Here is an 18670-nt window from a genome sequence, read left to right as displayed (position 1 = left end):
TAAACCAATGTCAGATTTAGTTATAGTAGAGTCGCCTGCAAAGGCAAAAACTATTCAGAAATATCTTGGCTCCGGATATGAAGTTATTGCTTCAATGGGCCATGTCCGCGATCTTCCGAAGTCAAAGATGGGCGTGGACAAGGATAATGACTTCAAGCCTCAGTATACCGATATGAAGGGCAAGGAGGACGTTATCAAGGAGCTTAAGAAACGAGCTAAGAAGTGCGATAAAGTATATCTCGCTACCGACCCCGATCGCGAAGGGGAAGCGATCTCGTGGCATATAGCTCAGATGCTCAAGCTCGATATGAACGAGGACAACCGCGTTGCCTTCAACGAGATCACTAAAACAGGCGTAAAGAACGGTATGAGCCATCCTCATAAGATAGACGTTGATCTTGTAAATGCACAGCAGGCAAGACGTATCCTTGACCGTCTGGTAGGCTACGAGCTTAGTCCTTTCTTGTGGAAAAAGGTCAAGAGAGGCCTCTCCGCAGGACGAGTACAGTCAGTTGCGGTGCGTCTTGTAGTTGACCGCGAAAACGAGATAAGAGCCTTTGTACCCAAGGAATACTGGTCTGTGGACGCAAAGTTCATGGCTCCTTCGTCAAGAAAGGTATTTGACGCCTCTCTCATCGCCGTAGACGGCGAAAAGCTGGAAATACCCAACCAGGCAGAAGCCGACAACCTTCTTGCAAGACTTGAAAATGCGGAATATACCGTCAAGACGGTAAAAAAGAGAGTCACCAAGAAACAGCCGGCACCTCCCTTCATTACCTCTACACTTCAGCAGGAAGCTTCACGTAAGCTCAGCTTCAGTGCAAAGCGCACCATGAAGGCTGCACAGGAGCTTTACGAAGGTGTGGACGTTCAGGGTGTAGGTGCAGTAGGTCTTATCACATACATGAGAACAGACAGCCTGCGTATCTCTGACGAGGCAAAGAAGGCTGCCGCTGATTATATCGGTACGGTTTACGGCAGCGACTATCTGCCCCCCGAGCCGAGAAGCTTCAAGACCAAGAGCAATGCTCAGGACGCTCATGAAGCTATACGTCCTTCTACTCCCGAGCTTACTCCGGAAAGAGTAAAATCCAGCCTCAGCTCGGATCAGTATAAGCTTTATAAGCTCATCTGGGAGCGCTTTATCGCCAGCCAGATGGCAAACGCTCTGCTGGATACGGTGTCTGCGGACATAGAAGCAAACGGCTGTACCTTCAGGGCTTCGGGCTACTCTGTAAAGTTCGACGGTTTTATGGCTCTCTATGTGGAGTCAACCGATTCCGAGGACGGTACAAAGAAAATGCTCCCCGAGCTCAAGGCAGGAGATAAGCTCAAGCTGAAGTCTGTATCGGGTAATCAGCATTTTACACAGCCGCCTCCGAGATATACGGAAGCTTCTCTTATAAAGGCTCTGGAGGAGAACGGCATTGGCAGACCGAGTACCTATGCTCCTACCATTACCACTATAACCTCACGCCGCTATGTGGAGCATGAGGGCAAGGCGCTGAAGCCTACGAATCTGGGCGAGGTAATCACCGAGCTTATGAAGGATCACTTCAAGAAGATAGTCGATGCGAAATTCACTGCCGAGATGGAAAACAACCTCGATGAGGTCGAGCACGGCGAAAAGAACTGGGTAAGCACTCTTCACGAGTTCTATGATGATTTTTCAAAGACTCTGAAAAAGGCTGAAGAGGCCATGGACGGCAAGCGCGTAAAGGTGCCCGATGAGGAGACCGATGTGGTATGCGAGCTCTGCGGCAGGAACATGGTGATAAAATACAGTAAATTCGGTAAATTCCTTGCCTGCCCGGGATTCCCCGAGTGCAAGAATACCAAGAAGATAGTTACAGAGGCGGACGGAAGCTGTCCGCGCTGCGGAAAGAAAATGCTGCTGAAAAAGTCCAAGAAGGGCAGAAGCTTCTACGGCTGCGAGGGCTTCCCCGAATGCAGCTTCATGACATGGAACGTTCCCACTAAGGAGGTTTGTCCTCAGTGCGGCAAGACACTCTTTATGAAGGGCGGAAAGTCAGGAAAGCTGGTCTGTGAGACAGAGGGCTGCGGCTATGAAAGAGAGCTGAAGAAATGAGTATATGCGTTAACGTTATCGGTGCGGGACTTGCAGGCTGTGAGGCTGCATGGGCTGTTGCCGGAGCGGGGATAAACGTTAGACTTTATGAGATGAAGCCGGAGAAGTATTCTCCTGCTCATAAGTACGGCGGTTTTGCCGAGCTGGTATGCTCAAATTCGCTGAAGGCGGCAAGACTTGAGTCCGCTGCAGGACTCCTGAAATATGAGATGGAGATGCTCGGCTCACTGACTGTTCCCTGTGCTAAGGCGAATTCTGTGGAAGCAGGAGGTGCTCTTGCAGTTGACCGCGAGAAGTTCTCCGACGCAGTTACCGAGAAGATAAAGAACCACCCTCTCATAGAGGTGATAGGCGGCGAGGTGACAGAGCTCCCCGAGGGTACGACTGTTATAGCTACAGGTCCTCTTACTCAGGGGGCTATGGCGGATATAATAAAAGAGCTCTGCGGTGAAGGACTCAGCTTTTACGATGCTGCTGCGCCTATTGTTACGGCGGAGAGCATAGATATGGAAAAGGCCTTCTATGCTTCAAGATACGACAGAGGCGACGCTGATTACGTTAACTGCCCCATGAACAAGGAAGAGTATCTTGCCTTCCATGAGGCTCTTATCGGTGCGGAAAAGGTTCAGCTGAAGGACTTCGAGACGCATCCCTTCAGCGTTTATGAGGGGTGTATGCCCATTGAGGAACTGGCTTCGAGAGGCGTTGATACCATGCGCTTCGGTCCCATGAAGCCTGTGGGTATTGACGATCCGCGCACGGGCAGAAGACCTTATGCAGTGGTACAGCTGAGAAAAGAAAACCGCGAGGGTACTCTTTTCAATCTTGTGGGCTTCCAGACCAATCTTAAATTCGGCGAGCAGAAGAGAGTATTCTCAATGATACCCGGACTTGAAAATGCCGAGTTCATGCGCTACGGCGTAATGCACAGGAATACATTCATAAATAGTCCCGAGCTGCTTAATGCTGATTTCTCAATGAGGGAGCGTCCCGGGATATACTTCGCCGGACAGATAACAGGTGTGGAGGGCTATATGGAAAGCGCTGCCAGCGGCCTTATAGCCGGGATAGCTGTGTCAAGGAAGATAAAAGGCCTTGAACCTCTCAGGCTTCCCACAGATACAATGACGGGAGCACTTTCACACTATATCAGCGATCCCTTCAACAGCGGCAGCTTTCAGCCTATGGGTGCGAATATGGGCATCCTTCCCGACATCGGCACAAGGATCCGTGACAAAAAAGAACGCTACGGCGCATATGCAGAGCGTGCCGTTAATTCCCTGAGAGGAGAACTTGATAGAATTGGCTTTGAAAATAATAGTTGATGCCTTCGGAGGAGATAATGCTCCTCTGGAGGTGATTAAGGGCTGTGAAAGAGCAGTCCGTGAGCTGGGAGTGAGCATAATCCTCACAGGCAGCGAGCCGAAGATAAAAAAATGTGCCGGGGAGAACGGCCTGAGCCTCAGCGGTATAGAGATAGTTCATACCGATGATGTTTTTGATATACATGAGGAACCGAAGGAGATAATCAAGTCAGGGAAGAATTCTTCCATGGCTATGGGACTGTCTCTTCTTGCGGAGGGCAGGGGCGATGCCTTTGTTTCGGCAGGAAGTACGGGCGCTCTCGTTATGGGAGCTACCTTCATCGTCAAGCGTATCAAAGGTATCAAAAGGATAGCTCCGTCACCTGTGCTGCCCGGTGACAACGGCAGCTTCATACTCCTCGATGCAGGCGCCAATACCGAATGCAGGCCTGAAATGCTGGTGCAGTTTGCCATAATGGGCAGCGCTTACATGGAAAAGGTAATGGGTGTGAAGGATCCGAAGGTCGGTCTTCTGAATATCGGTTCGGAGGAGACCAAGGGCAGAGAGCTGGAGATAGAGGCATACAAGCTCCTGGAAAAGTCGGGACTCAACTTTACGGGCAACGTCGAGGCACGTGATATGCCCCGCGGCGATGTACAGGTAGTGGTGACGGACGGTTTCACAGGAAATATCGCCCTTAAGCTCTATGAGGGCATGGGCAGCTTCTTTGCCAAGAAGGTAAAGTGGATATTCTCGGGAGCAGGTAAGCTGGGGGCGCTGTTCTCTATGGGCAAGATAAAACAGTTCCGTAAACAGATGGATTATAAGGAAGTGGGCGGTTCGGCGCTTTTAGGCGTCAGAAAGCCCGTTATAAAGGCGCACGGAAGCTCTGACGGTACAGCCTTCTTCAATGCCGTAAGGCAGGCGAAACGCTGTATCGAGGGCGATGTCGCAGGGGTGACAGAAAGCTATGTTGCTCGTATGTCAGCCGCAGACAAGGAGTGATATGATGGAAGATCTGACAAAATTTGAGGATATACTCGGTTATAGATTCAAGGATATACAACTGCTTAAGCAGGCGCTTTCTCATTCTTCTTATGCAAACGAGAAGAAGCGTCCCAACGGCAGCAATGAGAGACTTGAATTTCTGGGAGACAGTGTGCTTTCAATAGTCGTTTCCGACTTTTTGTATAAAAATCTCAATGTTGCAGAGGGAGAGCTCACCAAGATGAGAGCTTCTCTGGTATGTGAAAAATCCCTGCATATCTTTGCAAAGCAGATAAATCTGGGAGATTTCCTGCGCCTCGGCAAGGGCGAGGAGAATACAGGCGGAAGGGAGAGACCTTCGATCCTTGCGGACGCTTTCGAGGCCGTTATCGCGGCTATATACCTTGACGGCGGAATGGAGCCTGCTGCAAAGCATATCCTCCGCTTTATGCCAAGTGATATACGCCATGCCAAGAAGCCCGTATTCAACGATTTCAAGACCGTTTTGCAGGAGATCGTACAGAAAAACCCCGAGGAAAAGGTGGAGTACGTTCTTATCGGCGAGGAAGGTCCCGATCATAACAAGCGATTCGTAGTTGAAGTATGCCTTAACGATCAGGTTATCGGCAAGGGCAAGGGCAAGAGCAAGAAGGAAGCAGAACAGCTGGCGGCTAAGGAAGCTCTTGAGCTTATGGGCTATGAAGCACAGTAATATCTCCATATTCATCCCGCATATAGGCTGCCCTCATATGTGCAGCTTCTGCGATCAGCGCACCATAAGCGGCGCTCAGCACCTTCCTGACGGCAATGAGGTAAGGGAGATATGTGAAAAGGCTCTGGGTGAAGTCAGAGATCCTCGGAATACGGAGATCGCTTTCTTCGGCGGCAGCTTTACGGCTATACCCCGTGATTATATGCTGGAGCTCCTTGAAGCGGCTCGTGAATATGTGGGCGAGGGAAGGTTTGCAGGTATACGCTGCTCTACCCGTCCGGACTGTATTGACTTTGATGTGCTGCAGCTCCTTAAAAGCTATGGCGTAAGGGCCATAGAGCTTGGAGCACAGTCTCTGGATGACGAGGTGCTCGTGCTCAATGAGCGGGGACATACCGTCAGTGACGTCGGGGACGCCTGTGAGCTCATCAGAGCCTTCGGTTTTGAGCTGGGTCTGCAGATGATGATAGGACTGTACGGCAGCACTCCTGAAAAGGAGTGGGCTACCATAGAGCGAATTATCGCTCTGAGTCCCGATACTGTACGCATTTACCCCGTTGTCGTGCTGAGAAATACACGCCTTGGAGAGCTTCTGCTGTCAGGGGAATACAAGCCCTTCAGCTTTGACAAGGCTGTGGAGATAGCTGCTTCTGCAATGGCGATGTTCGAGAACAGCGGCATAAAAGTCATAAAATGCGGACTTCATGCCAGTGAGTTCGTGGAGCATGATATGGTGGGCGGTTTTTATCACCCTGCCTTCCGCGAGCTTTGTGAGGCTCTTATCTATCGCCATAATATGGAATTTGAACTGAAAAGCGAGAAGGCCATGCCGCGTATTGCTGTGTTTGAGGTCAATCCGGCCTGTATCAGCAAGGCGGTCGGACAGAAAAAAGCAAATATCATCTATTTCAAGGAGATTGGAACAGATATAAAGATAATAGGCGACAAAAACGTCCCGAAATACAGATGTAAGCTGAGGAGGTGAGAGTATGTACCTGAAATCATTGGAAATACAGGGCTTCAAGTCCTTTCCTGATAAGATAAGTCTGACTTTTGACAAGGGACTTACCGCGGTCGTCGGTCCTAACGGAAGCGGAAAGAGCAATATAGGCGACTCGGTTCGCTGGGTACTGGGCGAGCAGTCCACTAAGACTCTCCGAGGCAATAAGATGGAGGACGTTATATTCTCAGGTACCGTTGCAAGAAAGCCTATGGGCTTTGCGGCTGTAACACTGAATATCGACAACCGCGACAATACCATACCCGATATCGGCGACGAGATCGCCGTTACACGAAAGCTGTACCGCAGCGGCGAGAGCGAATATATGATAAACGGTAAGCCATGCAGGCTTAAGGATATAAATGAGCTATTTATGGACACAGGTCTCGGCCGTGATGGTTATTCCATCATTGGTCAGGGACGTATAGCCGAGATCGTCGGCGCAAAGAGTTCCGAGCGCCGTGATATATTCGAGGAAGCGGCAGGTATCTCAAAGTTTCGCTACAAAAAGCTGGAGGCGGAGCGAAAGCTCACAGCAGCACAGGAGAACCTCCTGCGTCTTACGGATATATTGACGGAGCTGGAAAGCAGAGTGGAGCCGCTGAGGATACAGTCCCAGAAGGCCGAGAAGTTCATAAAGCTTGCCGAGGAACGCAAAAAGCTGGAAATATCCGTATGGGTGAGCAGGCTTGACGAGATGAAGATAAAGCTCGATGAGCTGGAAAGCAAGATACTCATCAGCAAAAATGAATACGAGAATATCGAGAACGATATACAGCGCGAGGAGCAGAAGATAGCTGACGGTATAAGAAAAATGCAGGAAAGCACTATCCGCTCCGATGAGCTGCGTAAAAAAATGCTGGAGGAGGAGCAGACCGCTTCGGATATGAAGTCGGGTATCGCCGTCCTCGAAAACGATATTAAGCACTGCAATGACGCTATCGAAGCTGCTCAGAAGAGCATAGACAGCTCTGAGGAGTCAAAAAAGGCTCTGGAAGCCGAGCGCAAGGCTGCTCTTGATGGACTTGCCGAGCTGGAGGAGCAGAAGAAGGCTCTGGAGGCCGATATAAAGGCTGCGGAGGAAAGCTTTGAAAAGGCGGAGAGCGAAAGCTCAAAGCTGGGCGACTCCGTTGACAAGGCTGGCAGCGAGATAAACGGACTTTACATAAGACAGAGTGAGTGCCGCTTCAATATCGAATCCTCAAAGGCTATGATAGAAGAACAGACCGCTCACCTTGCAGAGCTGCGCGAGAACAGCGGAAGCCTTGGAAAAAGACTCGAGGAGTATGAGAAAAGGACTTCCGAGACAAAGATACAGGCGGAGAAGAATTCTTCAAGAGCAGAGGAGCTGCGCAACAGGCTCAGCGGACTCGAAAGGCTGTGGAAGTCACGCCGTGAAGGCTTTGAACAGGCCAAGAACGACTTTGAACGCGCCCTTTACGAGCTCAAAGACAAACAGCAGCGCAAAAAGATACTCACCGACCTTGAAAACAATATGGACGGCTTTGCAGGCAGCGTAAAACAGGTCCTGAAGGCTTCCAAGCAGGGAAGGATAGGCGGTATTTTCGGCACAGTCGCACAGAATATAGGCGTTGAACCGAAGTATGCCGTTGCCATAGAAACTGCTCTCGGCGGCGCTATGCAGAATATCATCGTCGAGAATGAGGACATTGCCAAGCGCTGTATCCGCTTCCTCAAGGAGCAGAAGGGCGGACGCGCCACATTCCTGCCCATAACCTCTGTCAAGGGCTATGAGCTGCGCGAGCAGGGGCTGGAAAACTGCGAGGGCTTTGTGGCCAACGCCAATAAGATAGTTACATATGATCCAAAGTTCAGCGGCATAATTGCCTCACTTCTGGGACGTATAGTTATTGCCGAGGACATAGATACCGCTACTCTTATCGCCAAGAAGTACGGCTATAAGTTCAGGATAGTCACTCTTGACGGTCAGGTCATAAATGCGGGAGGTTCCTTTACCGGAGGCTCCGCGCAGCGTTCAGGCGGTATAATCACACGTAAGAACGAGATAGATACTCTCGATACAGAGATAGTCAAGCTTGAAGGAGAGCGCGATGCTCTCCGCGAAAGAGCTGAAAAGCTCCGTGCAGAGTCCGAGAAGCTGCGTTATGATACGGAGGCTGCCAAGGAGGAACAGACTCAGTGTGAGGCTGAGAGAGTACGTATCGAGGCAGAGCTGGGAAGTCTTGCTTCGCTGGCTGAGCAGCTCCGCACACAGTCGGCGGATTCGGAGAGACTTGTGGCCGAGACCGAGCAGCGCATCGCAGCTGCAAGGGAGAGTATTGCCGAGTCGGAAAAAACTCTGGCAGATACGGATGCCGAGATAAAGGCTGCCGAGGAAAAGCTTGCTGAGGGACAGGATATACGCGAAAAGCTGAGGCTCAGGCGTGAGGAACTGTCAGACAGGCGCTCGGAGCTGAAGATCAAAGGCATGGAACTGGCCAAGGACGTTCAGGCTCAGGAGCTGGAGCTCTCACGTATCGACCGCAGGGAAGAGGAGCTGAAATACGGCGCTCATCAGTTTGAGGAGGAGATATTCCGTCAGCGCGAAATGATCGCCGGCAAGGAGTCCGAGATAGAAGGACTTAAAAAACAGCTTGCCGATTTCAAGGACAATACCGCTGCCTATAATGAGGAGATAGCACGCTGCCGTGCAACCCATACCGAGCAGAACCGTCTTGTTAACGAGATGCAGAACGGCCTGAAGGCTATAAACGACTCCAAGGAGAAGCTCTCCGCCGAGATCACAAGGCTGGAGGAGCGCAGGGAGACAGTTTGCCGCGATACAGACAATATCATCAGGCAGCTCATGGAGGTATATGAGCTCACCCGCTCAGAGGCTGTAAAGCTGGCGGAGAAGATAGAGGATATGATGGCTGCTCAGGCAGAGCTCACAACTATCAAGAATAAGATACGCGCTCTTGGAAGCGTAAATGTTGACGCTATCGAGGAGTATAAGGAAGTATCCGAGCGTTACCGCTTCATGTCGGAGCAAGTGGCTGATATACAGAAGTCAAAGACAGAGCTGGAAAAGATAATCACAGACCTGACAGCAGAGATGTGCAGGATATTCTCGGAGAGCTTTGAGGTCATAAACTCAAACTTCAAAAGCATATTCGTCGAGCTTTTCGGCGGCGGAAAGGCTGAGCTCATACTCACCGATCCCGAGAACGTTCTGGAATCAGGCATTGAGATCAGCGTGGCGCCTCCCGGAAAGGTCATAAAGAACCTTATCTCACTTTCGGGAGGAGAGCAGTCCTTCGTTGCCATAGCAATATACTTCGCAATACTCAAGCTAAGACCTGCGCCGTTCTGTATTCTTGACGAGATCGACGCGGCTCTTGATGAGGTAAACGTCAGAAAGTACGCTCAGTACCTGAAAAAATTCACCGATACCACCCAGTTCGTCCTTGTAACTCACAGACGAAGCGCTATGGAGGAGGCAAATGTCCTCTACGGTGTTACCATGCAGGAGGACGGTATTTCCAAGCTACTGAAGATGGAGCAGGTGGATTTCCAGGAAGATGTTGCGGACGTACAATAATTTTTTTGTTACAGTTGTGCACTTCGGTGCGATTAGTATAATAGACCATGTTTGGAGGATATAATGGGACTTTTTTCTAAAATTGCCAGCGGTCTCAGAAAGACCAAGGATTTTCTTTTCGGCGGTATCCAGCGAGTACTCAACTCCTTTACCGTCATTGACGAGGAGCTTTTCGATCAGCTCGAAGAGCAGATGATAATGAGCGATATCGGTGTGGAGACCTCAGAGGAGATATGCGACAGGCTCAGAAAGAAGATAAAGGAACGCGGTATCACCGATCCCAAGGAGATCATGGGTCTCATACACGAGGTCATTTCCGAGATCATGGGCGATGATACGGGACTGGATCTTACTGTATCCCCCGCAGTTATCATGGTCATAGGCGTAAACGGCGCCGGAAAGACCACTACTATCGGAAAGATGTGTCATCAGTTCAGGCAGGAGGGCAAGAAGGTCCTTGTTGCCGCAGCTGATACCTTCCGTGCGGCTGCCATAGATCAGCTTGAGGTATGGACTCAGCGTGCAGGCGTTGATATAGTAAAGCACGCAGAGGGCTCGGACCCCGGAGCTGTTGTGTATGACGCTCTCGAAGCTGCAAAGGCAAGAGAATGCGACGTAGTGGTCATAGATACCGCAGGACGTCTTCACAATAAGAAGAACCTCATGGAGGAGCTCAAGAAGATCAATCGTATCATCGATAACAAGGCAGGGGACTGTTCAAGAGAGGTACTCCTTGTACTTGACGCTACAACAGGACAGAATGCTGTAAATCAGGCTAAGCTGTTCAGTGAGACAGCTCCCATCACGGGTATCGTCCTCACCAAGCTGGACGGTACTGCAAAGGGCGGTATCGTTATCTCCATTAAGAATGAGCTGGGCATACCCGTAAAGCTCATAGGCGTAGGCGAGAAGATCGACGATCTTCAGCCATTTGACAGCAATATGTTCGTTGATGCCCTCTTTGCAACTCCCGAGCAGATCGAGCAGCTTGAGGAAACAGAGGAGACGGAGGAAGAGGAATACGGCTATGATGACGCTGGTGAGACCGAGGACGATAACACAGTCGAGGTCGACGGCGTTAAGGGCTATTATAACGAGTACGGCGCATTTGTTGCCTATGAAGATGAAGAAGAGCCCGAGTACGTGGAAGAAGAGGACTACGAAGAAGAATCTGACGGGGAAGAAGCTGAGACTGACGATGAGCCGGAGGATACTTACGATGAAGATACAGAGACTGAGGACAGTGAGCTGACCGAGGAATCTGATGAGGATTCAGGCGAAGACGATTCAGATGATGAAGAAGCTTATGATGAGGCTGAGGATGAAGAAGCAGAGGAAGAGACAGAAGCTGCTCCGGAGCCCGAAAAGAAGAAAAAACGCGGCTTCTTCAGCAGACTGTTCGGAGGTAAGGACAATGATTAAGCAGCTTGTAATGGCTACAAATAACGCAAACAAGCTCCGTGAAGCCTGTGAGATACTTGCGCCTTTAGGTATAGAAGTGCTGTCACAGCGGGAAGCGGGAGCTAACTGTGATCCCGAGGAAAACGGGGCTACATTTGCGGAGAATGCCCTTATCAAGGCCAGAGCTGTATATGAGGCTGTGGGACTTCCCACCGTCGCTGATGACAGCGGTCTCTGCGTTGACGCTATGGACGGACGTCCCGGAGTATACTCCGCCAGATATGCTCCCGAGGGACAGCACTGTGCGAAGCTCCTTGATGAGATGAAGGACGTTCCTCAGAGCGAAAGAGGCGCGGCATTCGTATGTTCCATAGCATTTATAGATGAAAACGGTGAAAACTTCGGTGTGAGCGGCAGATGCGAGGGCAGTATAGGCTTTGAACAGAGAGGTACCAACGGATTCGGCTATGACCCTGTGTTCATGGTAGGTGACCGCACAATGGCAGAGCTCACTGCCGCGGAAAAGAACAGTATAAGCCACAGAGGTGCGGCTCTGAGAGGGCTGTACAGCTTCCTTAAAGAAAGATACGGTGATTGAATGTTAACAAGCAAGCAGAGAGCATACCTGCGCGGTATCGCTTCTAACTATGAGACCATATATCAGGTGGGCAAGGGCGGCGTTACCGAGGCTATGTGCAGGGACATCGCTGAAGCTCTCCGTAAAAGAGAGCTCATAAAGCTGAGAGTTCTTGACAACTCGGGCTGGACTGCAAAGGAGGCCGCTGAGGCCATTGCGGAGCAGACTGAGTCGGATGTGGTACAGGTAATAGGCAGCAAGTTCGTGCTTTTCAAGCGCAACGAGAAAGAGCCTGTTATCGAAAATATCCCCAAGGCAAAGTAAGCAATGAAGGTCCTGATAATAAGCGGTACGAACCACAAGGGCTCGACCTACAGTATCGGGCGGATAGTTGCCGAGAAGCTTACCGAAGCAGAAAACATCAGCGAGGTTTTCCTGCCGCGGGATTTTGACGAATTCTGCTGCGGCTGCACCAATTGTTTTGCGAAGTCTGATGACAAGTGTCCGCACTACGCAAAGCTACGCCCAATAACGGAGCTTATAGATGCTGCCGATGTTATAATACTTACATCGCCTGTGTACGTTTACCATTGTACGGGACAGATGAAGGCTCTCCTCGACCATTACGGCTGGCGCTGGATGTCACACCGTCCCGACGAGAGAATGTTCAGCAAGCAGGCGGTAGTTGTTGCAACGGCTGCGGGAGCAGGAGTAAAGTCGACTATGAAAGATATGGCGGACAGCTGTTTCTTCTGGGGGATACCTCAGACCTACAAGCTTGGAAAGGCTGTAAGAGCAGTTGACTGGAACAGCGTATCTCCCAAGATGAAGGACAGCATCAACATTAAGGCAGACAGTATCGCTAAAAAGATACAGAAAAGGCAGGGGAAAGTACCTGTCGGCATAAAAACAAGGGCGTTTTTCAAGATAATGAGCCTTATTCAGCGTAACGGCTGGAACAAGGCTGATATGGAATACTGGAAGGAAAAAGGCTGGACAGGCAGCAAGAGACCATGGAAATGAACGGAGAGTGGATATGCGCATAGGAATTTACGGAGGAAGCTTCAACCCCGTACACAATGGACATATACATTTGGCGGAGACCGCTGTTGCGGAATTCGGACTTGACAGGCTTTATCTCCTGCCTTCAAAAAAATCTCCACATCGTTCGAGTGCGGAATACGCTCCCGACGAGGACAGGCTTGAGATGCTGAGACTGGCAAGCAGACACAATGAAAAGCTTTTTGTCAGCGATTATGAAATAAAAAGCGACCGTGTGAGCTATACTATATACACAGTAGAGCATTTCCGCAGGGAATTTCCCGATGCTGAGCTGTTCCTGCTTGTGGGAAGCGATATGCTGCTCAGCTTCGATACATGGTATCGCTATGAGCAGATACTGGAAAATGTTACCCTGTGTGTGGTGTCCCGTGAAAAGGGCGATCTGCCCGAACTCAGGAAAAAAGCCGGGGAGCTCGGAAAAATCGGGAAAATACTGGTTTCGGAGACGGCTCCCACTGTTGTTTCGAGTACAGAGGTAAGAAAAAAAATTGCAAAAAATAAGGATTTTACTTGCTATCTGGACGAAAATGTAGTACAATATATAAGATTGAAGGGATTATATTCGGTAAGAGGTGAAGGTGAATTGCTGTATAACCCCGATGATAAAAAGAAGTACCTTAAAGCACATCTCTCGGCAAAACGCTTTGCTCATTCCATGAATGTTGCGGCTGAATGCAGAAAACTTGCGGAAAAGTACGGTGAAGATCCCGAAAAAGCCTATTTTGCAGGACTTCTCCACGATATTTGCAAGGAGCTGCCTGACGACGAGCAGAAGGCTCTCGTGCTGGAGAGCGGCTATACGGTGTGCCGTGAAGAGATGGAGACACGCTCCCTCTGGCATGGTATAGCAGGTGCTTATTATATAAAGAAAGAGTTCGGAGTGGAGGATATAGATATCCTCAATTCCATCAGATTCCATACCGTAGGCAGGGCTGGTATGTCACGCCTTGAGGAGATTGTTTATATCGGCGACCTTGTATCTGCCGAACGCGACTATAAAGATGTGGACAAGATGCGCAAGCTGGCATATACCGATCTTAATGCGGCTATGCTTGAGGCATTTGCTTTTTCCATGAAGTCTGTGATCAAAAAGGGCGGAGTTATCCCTATATGTACCGCCGAAGGATATAACTTTTACACCAGACTTATTAAAGAAGATAAAAAATAGTGGAAATTTGAAAAGAGGACTCAGATGAACCGAGAAGAACTTAACGAGGAGTATATAACAAGGAAAAATGGTGCTTCGAAGCAGGTTAAGCCGCTCAGGAAGCTTAAACGTATAGATAAAAAAACGTCTTATGAGCCTGAATATCAGGGACAGCATGAGGCTCCGTCCATTGACATAAGGATAGAAGGAGAAAAGCCTCCGAGAAAACCACGCCCCGAGGAGCAGCTTTATCACGGGCTCCATGAAAAGGGTAATGATGAGGATATGGATGAGGCTGAAGATTTTGACGGCTCTTTCGGCAAAAGAAAGAAAAAGAGCAAAAAGGATGCAGTGATAAAGTGCGCTGCCATACTGATCAGTATCGTTTCTATCATAACACTTTTTCTTAATATGCCTATATTATGGTATAAAAAAAGCGGCCAGCCCGATGAAAGGGTATCCATTATCACTTATTTCAAGAAGTGGCAGCCTACCGTTGAAATCGAAGGCGAGCTGGAAAAGCCTTCCAAGGACTTTAATGTGGATACCGATATTGTAAATACTGATTTTACCGACGGACTTGATCTTCCGCAGCTGGTTGAGGGACAGTATACTGTTCTGTTCCTTGGCTTTGACGAGGATCAGGAGCTGACGGACGTTATCTGGATATGCCAGTTCGATATTGCCGCTGCAAAGCTCAATATATTACAGATACCCAGAGATACAGCCGTACCCAACTATACCAGCAATCCCACTACAAAGATCAACAGCGTATACTATGAGGGAGATCAGAGCATAAGCAAGATACAGCGCGTCGTAAACTGCGTACAGGATAATTTCCAGGTACCTATCGACGCATATATCACAACAGCCTGCTTTGATATCGTGGATATCGTTGATCTTGTAGGCGGAATCCCTATACACCTTGATAATGAGATAATCTATGAGGCTGACAAGAGGATACCCAAGGGCGATGTGGTACTTGACGGTAAACAGGCGGAATGGTTCGTGCGTTTCCGTCACGAATGGCTTCAGGGTGACATCGGACGTGTTCAGAACCAGCGCCGTTTTATGGCAGCTGCTATGCAGAAGATACTGAGCATAGTAAAGGACGAGGGCAAGCTCAAGCTTTACAGCTACCTTAATACCATCTACAAGAACAAGTGGATAGCTACGAATATGAGCGTCGATGATCTCAGCAAGCTTGCCGATTTCGGTGCGACACTCACTACGGATAATGTAAGCGTAGATATGGTACCCGGTGAGGATGCTATGTATTATGCTTATGACGGAGTAGAGTACAGCATTTACTCTATCCATAAGAAAGCAACCATAGATAAGCTCAACGAGAAATTCAGACCTTATCAGAAACCTCTGCTCCCGTCTGAGAGCAATATCATCGAATATGTTGACGAATACAATTATCAGTACGATCTTTATGATGACACGGGAATGACCTTTGAGGAGCTCGAAACTGCTACCGAGCCTCTGAGAGATCCCGACAAGAAACCATGGTGGAAGGAAGATGAATAAATGACAGAGCAGGAAAAGCTTGAACTTATCATAAAAACTCTTGACCTTAAAAAGGGTGAGGATATACAGGCGATCAGGATCTCGGATCTTACTATACTTGCCGACTATTTCGTTATAGTCAACGGTACAAGCAATACCCACGCAAGAACACTTGCAGATGAGGTAGAATTCGTTCTTTCACAGAAGGGCATTGAGCCGCAGCGCCGCGAAGCCGATACCGGAAATACATGGATCATCCTTGACTATGCTGATATAATCGTCCATGTTTTCTATAAGGATACCAGAAACTTCTACAAGCTGGAGGGACTCTGGGCTGACGGCGAACAGGTGGACATAAGCGGACTTCTTATCAAGGAATAATATGAGCTTCAGAAATAAACAGGGAGGTGCCCTTATAACTGCCATGGCGGTCTACGTTGTGACAAAGGCAGTGCTGAATATGGTGCTGGCAGGGCATTTCTCACTCAGCAGTCTCCTTATTGCGCTGGCTGAGGCGGCAGCATTCTTCCTCTGGTTCAGGTATGTAAACTACGTTCTGGCAGCTATCCTTGCCTTCTTCGCGTTTATTTACCTGCCGCAGAATATAGCCAATATAGGTTCCAACTGGATATATCTCCTGGAGGGAGTGCTGGACATGGGCTGCGCAGTGCTGCTGTGCTTCAGCAGCAATGTCAGGGAGCATTATTCAAATCAGTGGAATAATAAAAATTAAATAAAGGAATGATATTAAAATGAGCAGATATGATTTCACATCTGTTGAAGCCAAATGGCAGAAATACTGGGAAGAACACCAGACCTTCAAGACCGATGTATGGGATTTCAGCAAGCCTAAGTTCTATGCGCTTGATATGTTTCCTTATCCGTCGGGAGTAGGTCTCCACGCAGGACATCCCGAGGGGTATACCGCAACAGATATAGTTTCACGTATGAAGCGTATGCAGGGCTACAATGTCCTTCACCCCATGGGCTATGACTCCTTCGGACTTCCCGCAGAGCAGTATGCCGTAAATACGGGCAATCATCCCAACGGCTTTACTCAGGAGAATATCAAGACCTTTTCAAAGCAGCTGAAGGAGCTGGGCTTTGACTATGACTGGTCAAAGATGGTGGCTACATCAGATCCCGAGTTCTATAAGTGGACTCAGTGGATATTCAAGCAGCTCTACAAGGACGGCTATGCAAAGTATATAGATATGCCTGTTAACTGGTGTGAGGAGCTGGGAACAGTTCTTTCAAACGACGAGGTCATCGACGGCAAGTCCGAGCGTGGCGGTTTCCCTGTTGTAAGAAAGAACATGAAGCAGTGGGTAATAGATCAGCCTGCATTTGCCGAGAAGCTCCTTGAGGGACTGGACGAGATAGACTGGCCCGAGTCCACAAAGGCTATACAGCGCAACTGGATAGGCAAGTCAACAGGTGTTGAGGTTGAATTTGACATCGTAGGCGGCGGAAAGTTCTCTATCTTCACCACCTGTATCGAAACTATCTACGGTATCACATTCATGGTGCTCGCTCCCGATGGTGCCGTAACAGAGAGCCTTCTCGACCGTGTAAAGAACAGGGAAGAGGTAGAGGCTTACATAGCCGAGACCAAGAAGAAGAACGATATGGACCGTACTGAGCTCAACAAGACCAAGTCAGGCTGCGAGCTCAAGGGCGTTACCTGTATAAATCCCGTTAACGGCAAGGAAGTCCGTATGTTCATTGGCGATTTCGTACTTGCAAGCTACGGTACAGGTGCGGTTATGGCTGTTCCGAGCCACGACCAGCGTGATTTTGAGTATGCAATAGCTCATAATATCGACATGATTCAGGTAATCGACGGCAAGGACGGTCACATCGACGTATCTGAAGCCGCTATGGAAAAGACCGAGTATCTCGGCAAGGGCTATAAGCTCATCAACTCCGAGGAGTTTACAGGTCTTACAGTGGAGGAGGCAAAGGAAGCTATCACTCAGAAGCTTGAAAAAATGGGCAGAGCAAAGCGCACTGTCAACTATCACTTCCGTGAGTGGATATTTGCCCGTCAGCGTTACTGGGGCGAGCCTGTTCCCGTAGTACACTGCGAGGACGGAACTATCCATGCCCTCGACGATGAAGAGCTCCCGCTCATTCTTCCCGAGCTTGACGACTATAAGGGCAAGAACGGAAAGGCTCCTCTTGAAAATGCAGCAGAGTGGAAGAAGTACGACAAAAACGGCATCAAGGGTACTCGTGAGACATCTACTATGCCCGGAAGTGCAGGTTCAAGCTGGTACTACTTCAGATATATTGATCCCCATAACGACAAGGAGTTTGCAAATCAGGAGCTCCTGAAGCACTGGATGCCTGTAGATCTCTACATAGGCGGTCCCGAGCACGCAGTAGGACATCTTATCTATTCGCGTATCTGGAACAGATACCTCTACGATAAGGGCCTTGCACCTACAAAGGAGCCCTTCAAGAAGCTGGTGCATCAGGGCATGATCCTCGGTGAGAACGGTATCAAGATGGGTAAGCGTTTCCCTGAGTTTGTTGTAAATCCTTCCGATATAGTAAGAGACTACGGTGCAGATACTCTCCGTCTCTACGAGATGTTCATGGGACCTCTTGAGGTGAGCAAGCCCTGGAGCAAGAACGGTGTTGAAGGCGCAAAGAGATTCATCCAGAGAGTATGGAACTTCTTTACAGAGGCTGAAAACCTCACTGACGACAACGACGGTGCACTCACCAAGGTATACCATCAGACTGTCAAGAAGGTAACGGGAGACTTTGAAAAGCTGGCATTCAATACAGCTATCAGCCAGATGATGATATTCGTTAATGAAGTGTACAAGAACGGCAAGTGCCCGAAGGAATACGCTGAGGGACTTATAAAGATGCTGTCCTGTATCACTCCACATATGGGCGAAGAAATATGGAGCATCATGGGTCATGATGATACCATAGCTTATGAGAGCTGGCCTGCTTACGATGAGGAACTCTGCAAGGAGGATACTATCGAGATAGTAGTACAGGTAAACGGCAAGGTAAAGGCAAAGCTGAATATCGCTGTTGACGCAGACAAGGATTCCGTAATGGAAATGGCTATGTCTGAGGAGAAGGTCAGGGAGTCAATCGACGGAAAGACCATTATCAAGCAGATATATGTACCAAATAAACTTGTTAATATTGTAGCAAAATAACGAAATTTTTCTGAGGCAAAAAAACGCTTGACAACCAACGCAAAATATGGTAAACTTATAGTATATTCTTTATAGCTATTTATAGTTCTGCTATGTATTGGGGTATGAGCTGACTGACACCCCTTAGGGTG

Annotated in this window: 14 protein-coding genes and 1 pseudogene; all 15 read left to right on the top strand. The window is 49.0% G+C overall.

Annotated features, from left to right (window positions below; translation table 11 throughout):
* The first annotated feature begins 7 nt into the window (after positions 1 to 7).
* The 15 genes and pseudogenes from topA (at position 8) to leuS (ending at position 18539) form a co-directional block, all read left to right on the top strand.
* Positions 8 to 2089, top strand: coding sequence for a type I DNA topoisomerase (topA, locus tag RF007C_RS05075; protein WP_019678111.1), 2082 nt, complete (start codon positions 8 to 10; stop codon positions 2087 to 2089).
* The gene (trmFO, locus tag RF007C_RS05070; RefSeq protein ID WP_037297797.1) at positions 2086 to 3414 is read left to right on the top strand and encodes a methylenetetrahydrofolate--tRNA-(uracil(54)-C(5))-methyltransferase (FADH(2)-oxidizing) TrmFO; all 1329 of its coding nucleotides are present in this window, start codon (positions 2086 to 2088) and stop codon (positions 3412 to 3414) included. Before topA ends, trmFO begins: the two co-directional genes overlap by 4 nt.
* Positions 3398 to 4399, top strand: a complete 1002-nt coding sequence (plsX, locus tag RF007C_RS05065) for a phosphate acyltransferase PlsX (protein WP_037297966.1) — start codon at positions 3398 to 3400, stop codon at positions 4397 to 4399. The genes trmFO and plsX overlap by 17 nt, the downstream gene beginning before the upstream one ends.
* 4 nt (positions 4400 to 4403) lie before the next feature.
* On the top strand, positions 4404 to 5093 hold the full coding sequence (rnc, locus tag RF007C_RS05060; protein ID WP_019678108.1) for a ribonuclease III: 690 nt from the start codon (positions 4404 to 4406) through the stop codon (positions 5091 to 5093).
* Positions 5080 to 6078: an elongator complex protein 3 gene (locus RF007C_RS05055; RefSeq protein ID WP_037297795.1), complete on the top strand. Its 999-nt coding sequence runs from the start codon at positions 5080 to 5082 to the stop codon at positions 6076 to 6078. Before rnc ends, RF007C_RS05055 begins: the two co-directional genes overlap by 14 nt.
* Before the next feature lie 4 nt (positions 6079 to 6082).
* Positions 6083 to 9655 carry a chromosome segregation protein SMC gene (smc, locus tag RF007C_RS05050; protein WP_037297793.1) on the top strand — a complete coding sequence of 1191 codons (3573 nt, stop codon included), beginning with the start codon at positions 6083 to 6085 and terminating at the stop codon, positions 9653 to 9655.
* A 63-nt stretch (positions 9656 to 9718) separates the two neighbouring features.
* Positions 9719 to 10618: pseudogene (gene ftsY, locus RF007C_RS05045) on the top strand (signal recognition particle-docking protein FtsY); the annotation flags it as partial.
* Positions 10619 to 11069: 451 nt separating this feature from the next.
* Positions 11070 to 11654: an RdgB/HAM1 family non-canonical purine NTP pyrophosphatase gene (rdgB, locus tag RF007C_RS05040; protein ID WP_037297791.1), complete on the top strand. Its 585-nt coding sequence runs from the start codon at positions 11070 to 11072 to the stop codon at positions 11652 to 11654.
* Positions 11655 to 11957, top strand: a complete 303-nt coding sequence (yhbY, locus tag RF007C_RS05035; protein WP_037297789.1) for a ribosome assembly RNA-binding protein YhbY — start codon at positions 11655 to 11657, stop codon at positions 11955 to 11957. It abuts the gene before it with no gap.
* A 3-nt stretch (positions 11958 to 11960) separates the two neighbouring features.
* On the top strand, positions 11961 to 12656 hold the full coding sequence (locus RF007C_RS05030; protein WP_082316697.1) for an NAD(P)H-dependent oxidoreductase: 696 nt from the start codon (positions 11961 to 11963) through the stop codon (positions 12654 to 12656).
* A gap of 13 nt (positions 12657 to 12669) precedes the next feature.
* Positions 12670 to 13863 (top strand): nicotinate-nucleotide adenylyltransferase, encoded by a 1194-nt coding sequence (locus RF007C_RS16910; protein ID WP_082316696.1) that lies wholly within the window; start codon positions 12670 to 12672, stop codon positions 13861 to 13863.
* A 24-nt stretch (positions 13864 to 13887) separates the two neighbouring features.
* A complete protein-coding gene (locus RF007C_RS05020; protein ID WP_037297787.1) occupies positions 13888 to 15375 on the top strand; it encodes an LCP family protein in 1488 nt (495 codons plus the stop codon).
* On the top strand, positions 15376 to 15735 hold the full coding sequence (gene rsfS / locus RF007C_RS05015) for a ribosome silencing factor (RefSeq protein WP_019678099.1): 360 nt from the start codon (positions 15376 to 15378) through the stop codon (positions 15733 to 15735).
* A 1-nt stretch (position 15736) separates the two neighbouring features.
* A complete protein-coding gene (locus RF007C_RS05010; RefSeq protein WP_037297785.1) occupies positions 15737 to 16087 on the top strand; it encodes a hypothetical protein in 351 nt (116 codons plus the stop codon).
* Positions 16088 to 16106: 19 nt separating this feature from the next.
* Positions 16107 to 18539, top strand: a complete 2433-nt coding sequence (gene leuS, locus RF007C_RS05005) for a leucine--tRNA ligase (RefSeq protein ID WP_037297783.1) — start codon at positions 16107 to 16109, stop codon at positions 18537 to 18539.
* Positions 18540 to 18670 lie beyond the last annotated feature (131 nt).

It is taken from the genome of Ruminococcus flavefaciens 007c (genome assembly GCF_000571935.1).
GTDB lineage: Bacteria > Bacillota > Clostridia > Oscillospirales > Ruminococcaceae > Ruminococcus > Ruminococcus flavefaciens_F.
This window is presented reverse-complemented; position numbering and strand designations above follow the sequence as displayed.

What these genes read in the sequence shown, in the direction of transcription:
- yhbY (WP_037297789.1), top strand. Translation starts at nt 11,655, where the DNA reads ATGTTAACAAGCAAGCAGAGAGCATACCTGCGCGGTATCGCTTCTAAC.
- RF007C_RS05030 (WP_082316697.1), top strand. Translation starts at nt 11,961, where the DNA reads ATGAAGGTCCTGATAATAAGCGGTACGAACCACAAGGGCTCGACCTAC.
- rnc (WP_019678108.1), top strand. Translation starts at nt 4,404, where the DNA reads ATGGAAGATCTGACAAAATTTGAGGATATACTCGGTTATAGATTCAAG.
- trmFO (WP_037297797.1), top strand. Translation starts at nt 2,086, where the DNA reads ATGAGTATATGCGTTAACGTTATCGGTGCGGGACTTGCAGGCTGTGAG.
- RF007C_RS05010 (WP_037297785.1), top strand. Translation starts at nt 15,737, where the DNA reads ATGAGCTTCAGAAATAAACAGGGAGGTGCCCTTATAACTGCCATGGCG.
- RF007C_RS05020 (WP_037297787.1), top strand. Translation starts at nt 13,888, where the DNA reads ATGAACCGAGAAGAACTTAACGAGGAGTATATAACAAGGAAAAATGGT.
- leuS (WP_037297783.1), top strand. Translation starts at nt 16,107, where the DNA reads ATGAGCAGATATGATTTCACATCTGTTGAAGCCAAATGGCAGAAATAC.
- RF007C_RS05055 (WP_037297795.1), top strand. Translation starts at nt 5,080, where the DNA reads ATGAAGCACAGTAATATCTCCATATTCATCCCGCATATAGGCTGCCCT.
- smc (WP_037297793.1), top strand. Translation starts at nt 6,083, where the DNA reads ATGTACCTGAAATCATTGGAAATACAGGGCTTCAAGTCCTTTCCTGAT.
- RF007C_RS16910 (WP_082316696.1), top strand. Translation starts at nt 12,670, where the DNA reads ATGCGCATAGGAATTTACGGAGGAAGCTTCAACCCCGTACACAATGGA.
- rdgB (WP_037297791.1), top strand. Translation starts at nt 11,070, where the DNA reads ATGATTAAGCAGCTTGTAATGGCTACAAATAACGCAAACAAGCTCCGT.
- rsfS (WP_019678099.1), top strand. Translation starts at nt 15,376, where the DNA reads ATGACAGAGCAGGAAAAGCTTGAACTTATCATAAAAACTCTTGACCTT.
- topA (WP_019678111.1), top strand. Translation starts at nt 8, where the DNA reads ATGTCAGATTTAGTTATAGTAGAGTCGCCTGCAAAGGCAAAAACTATT.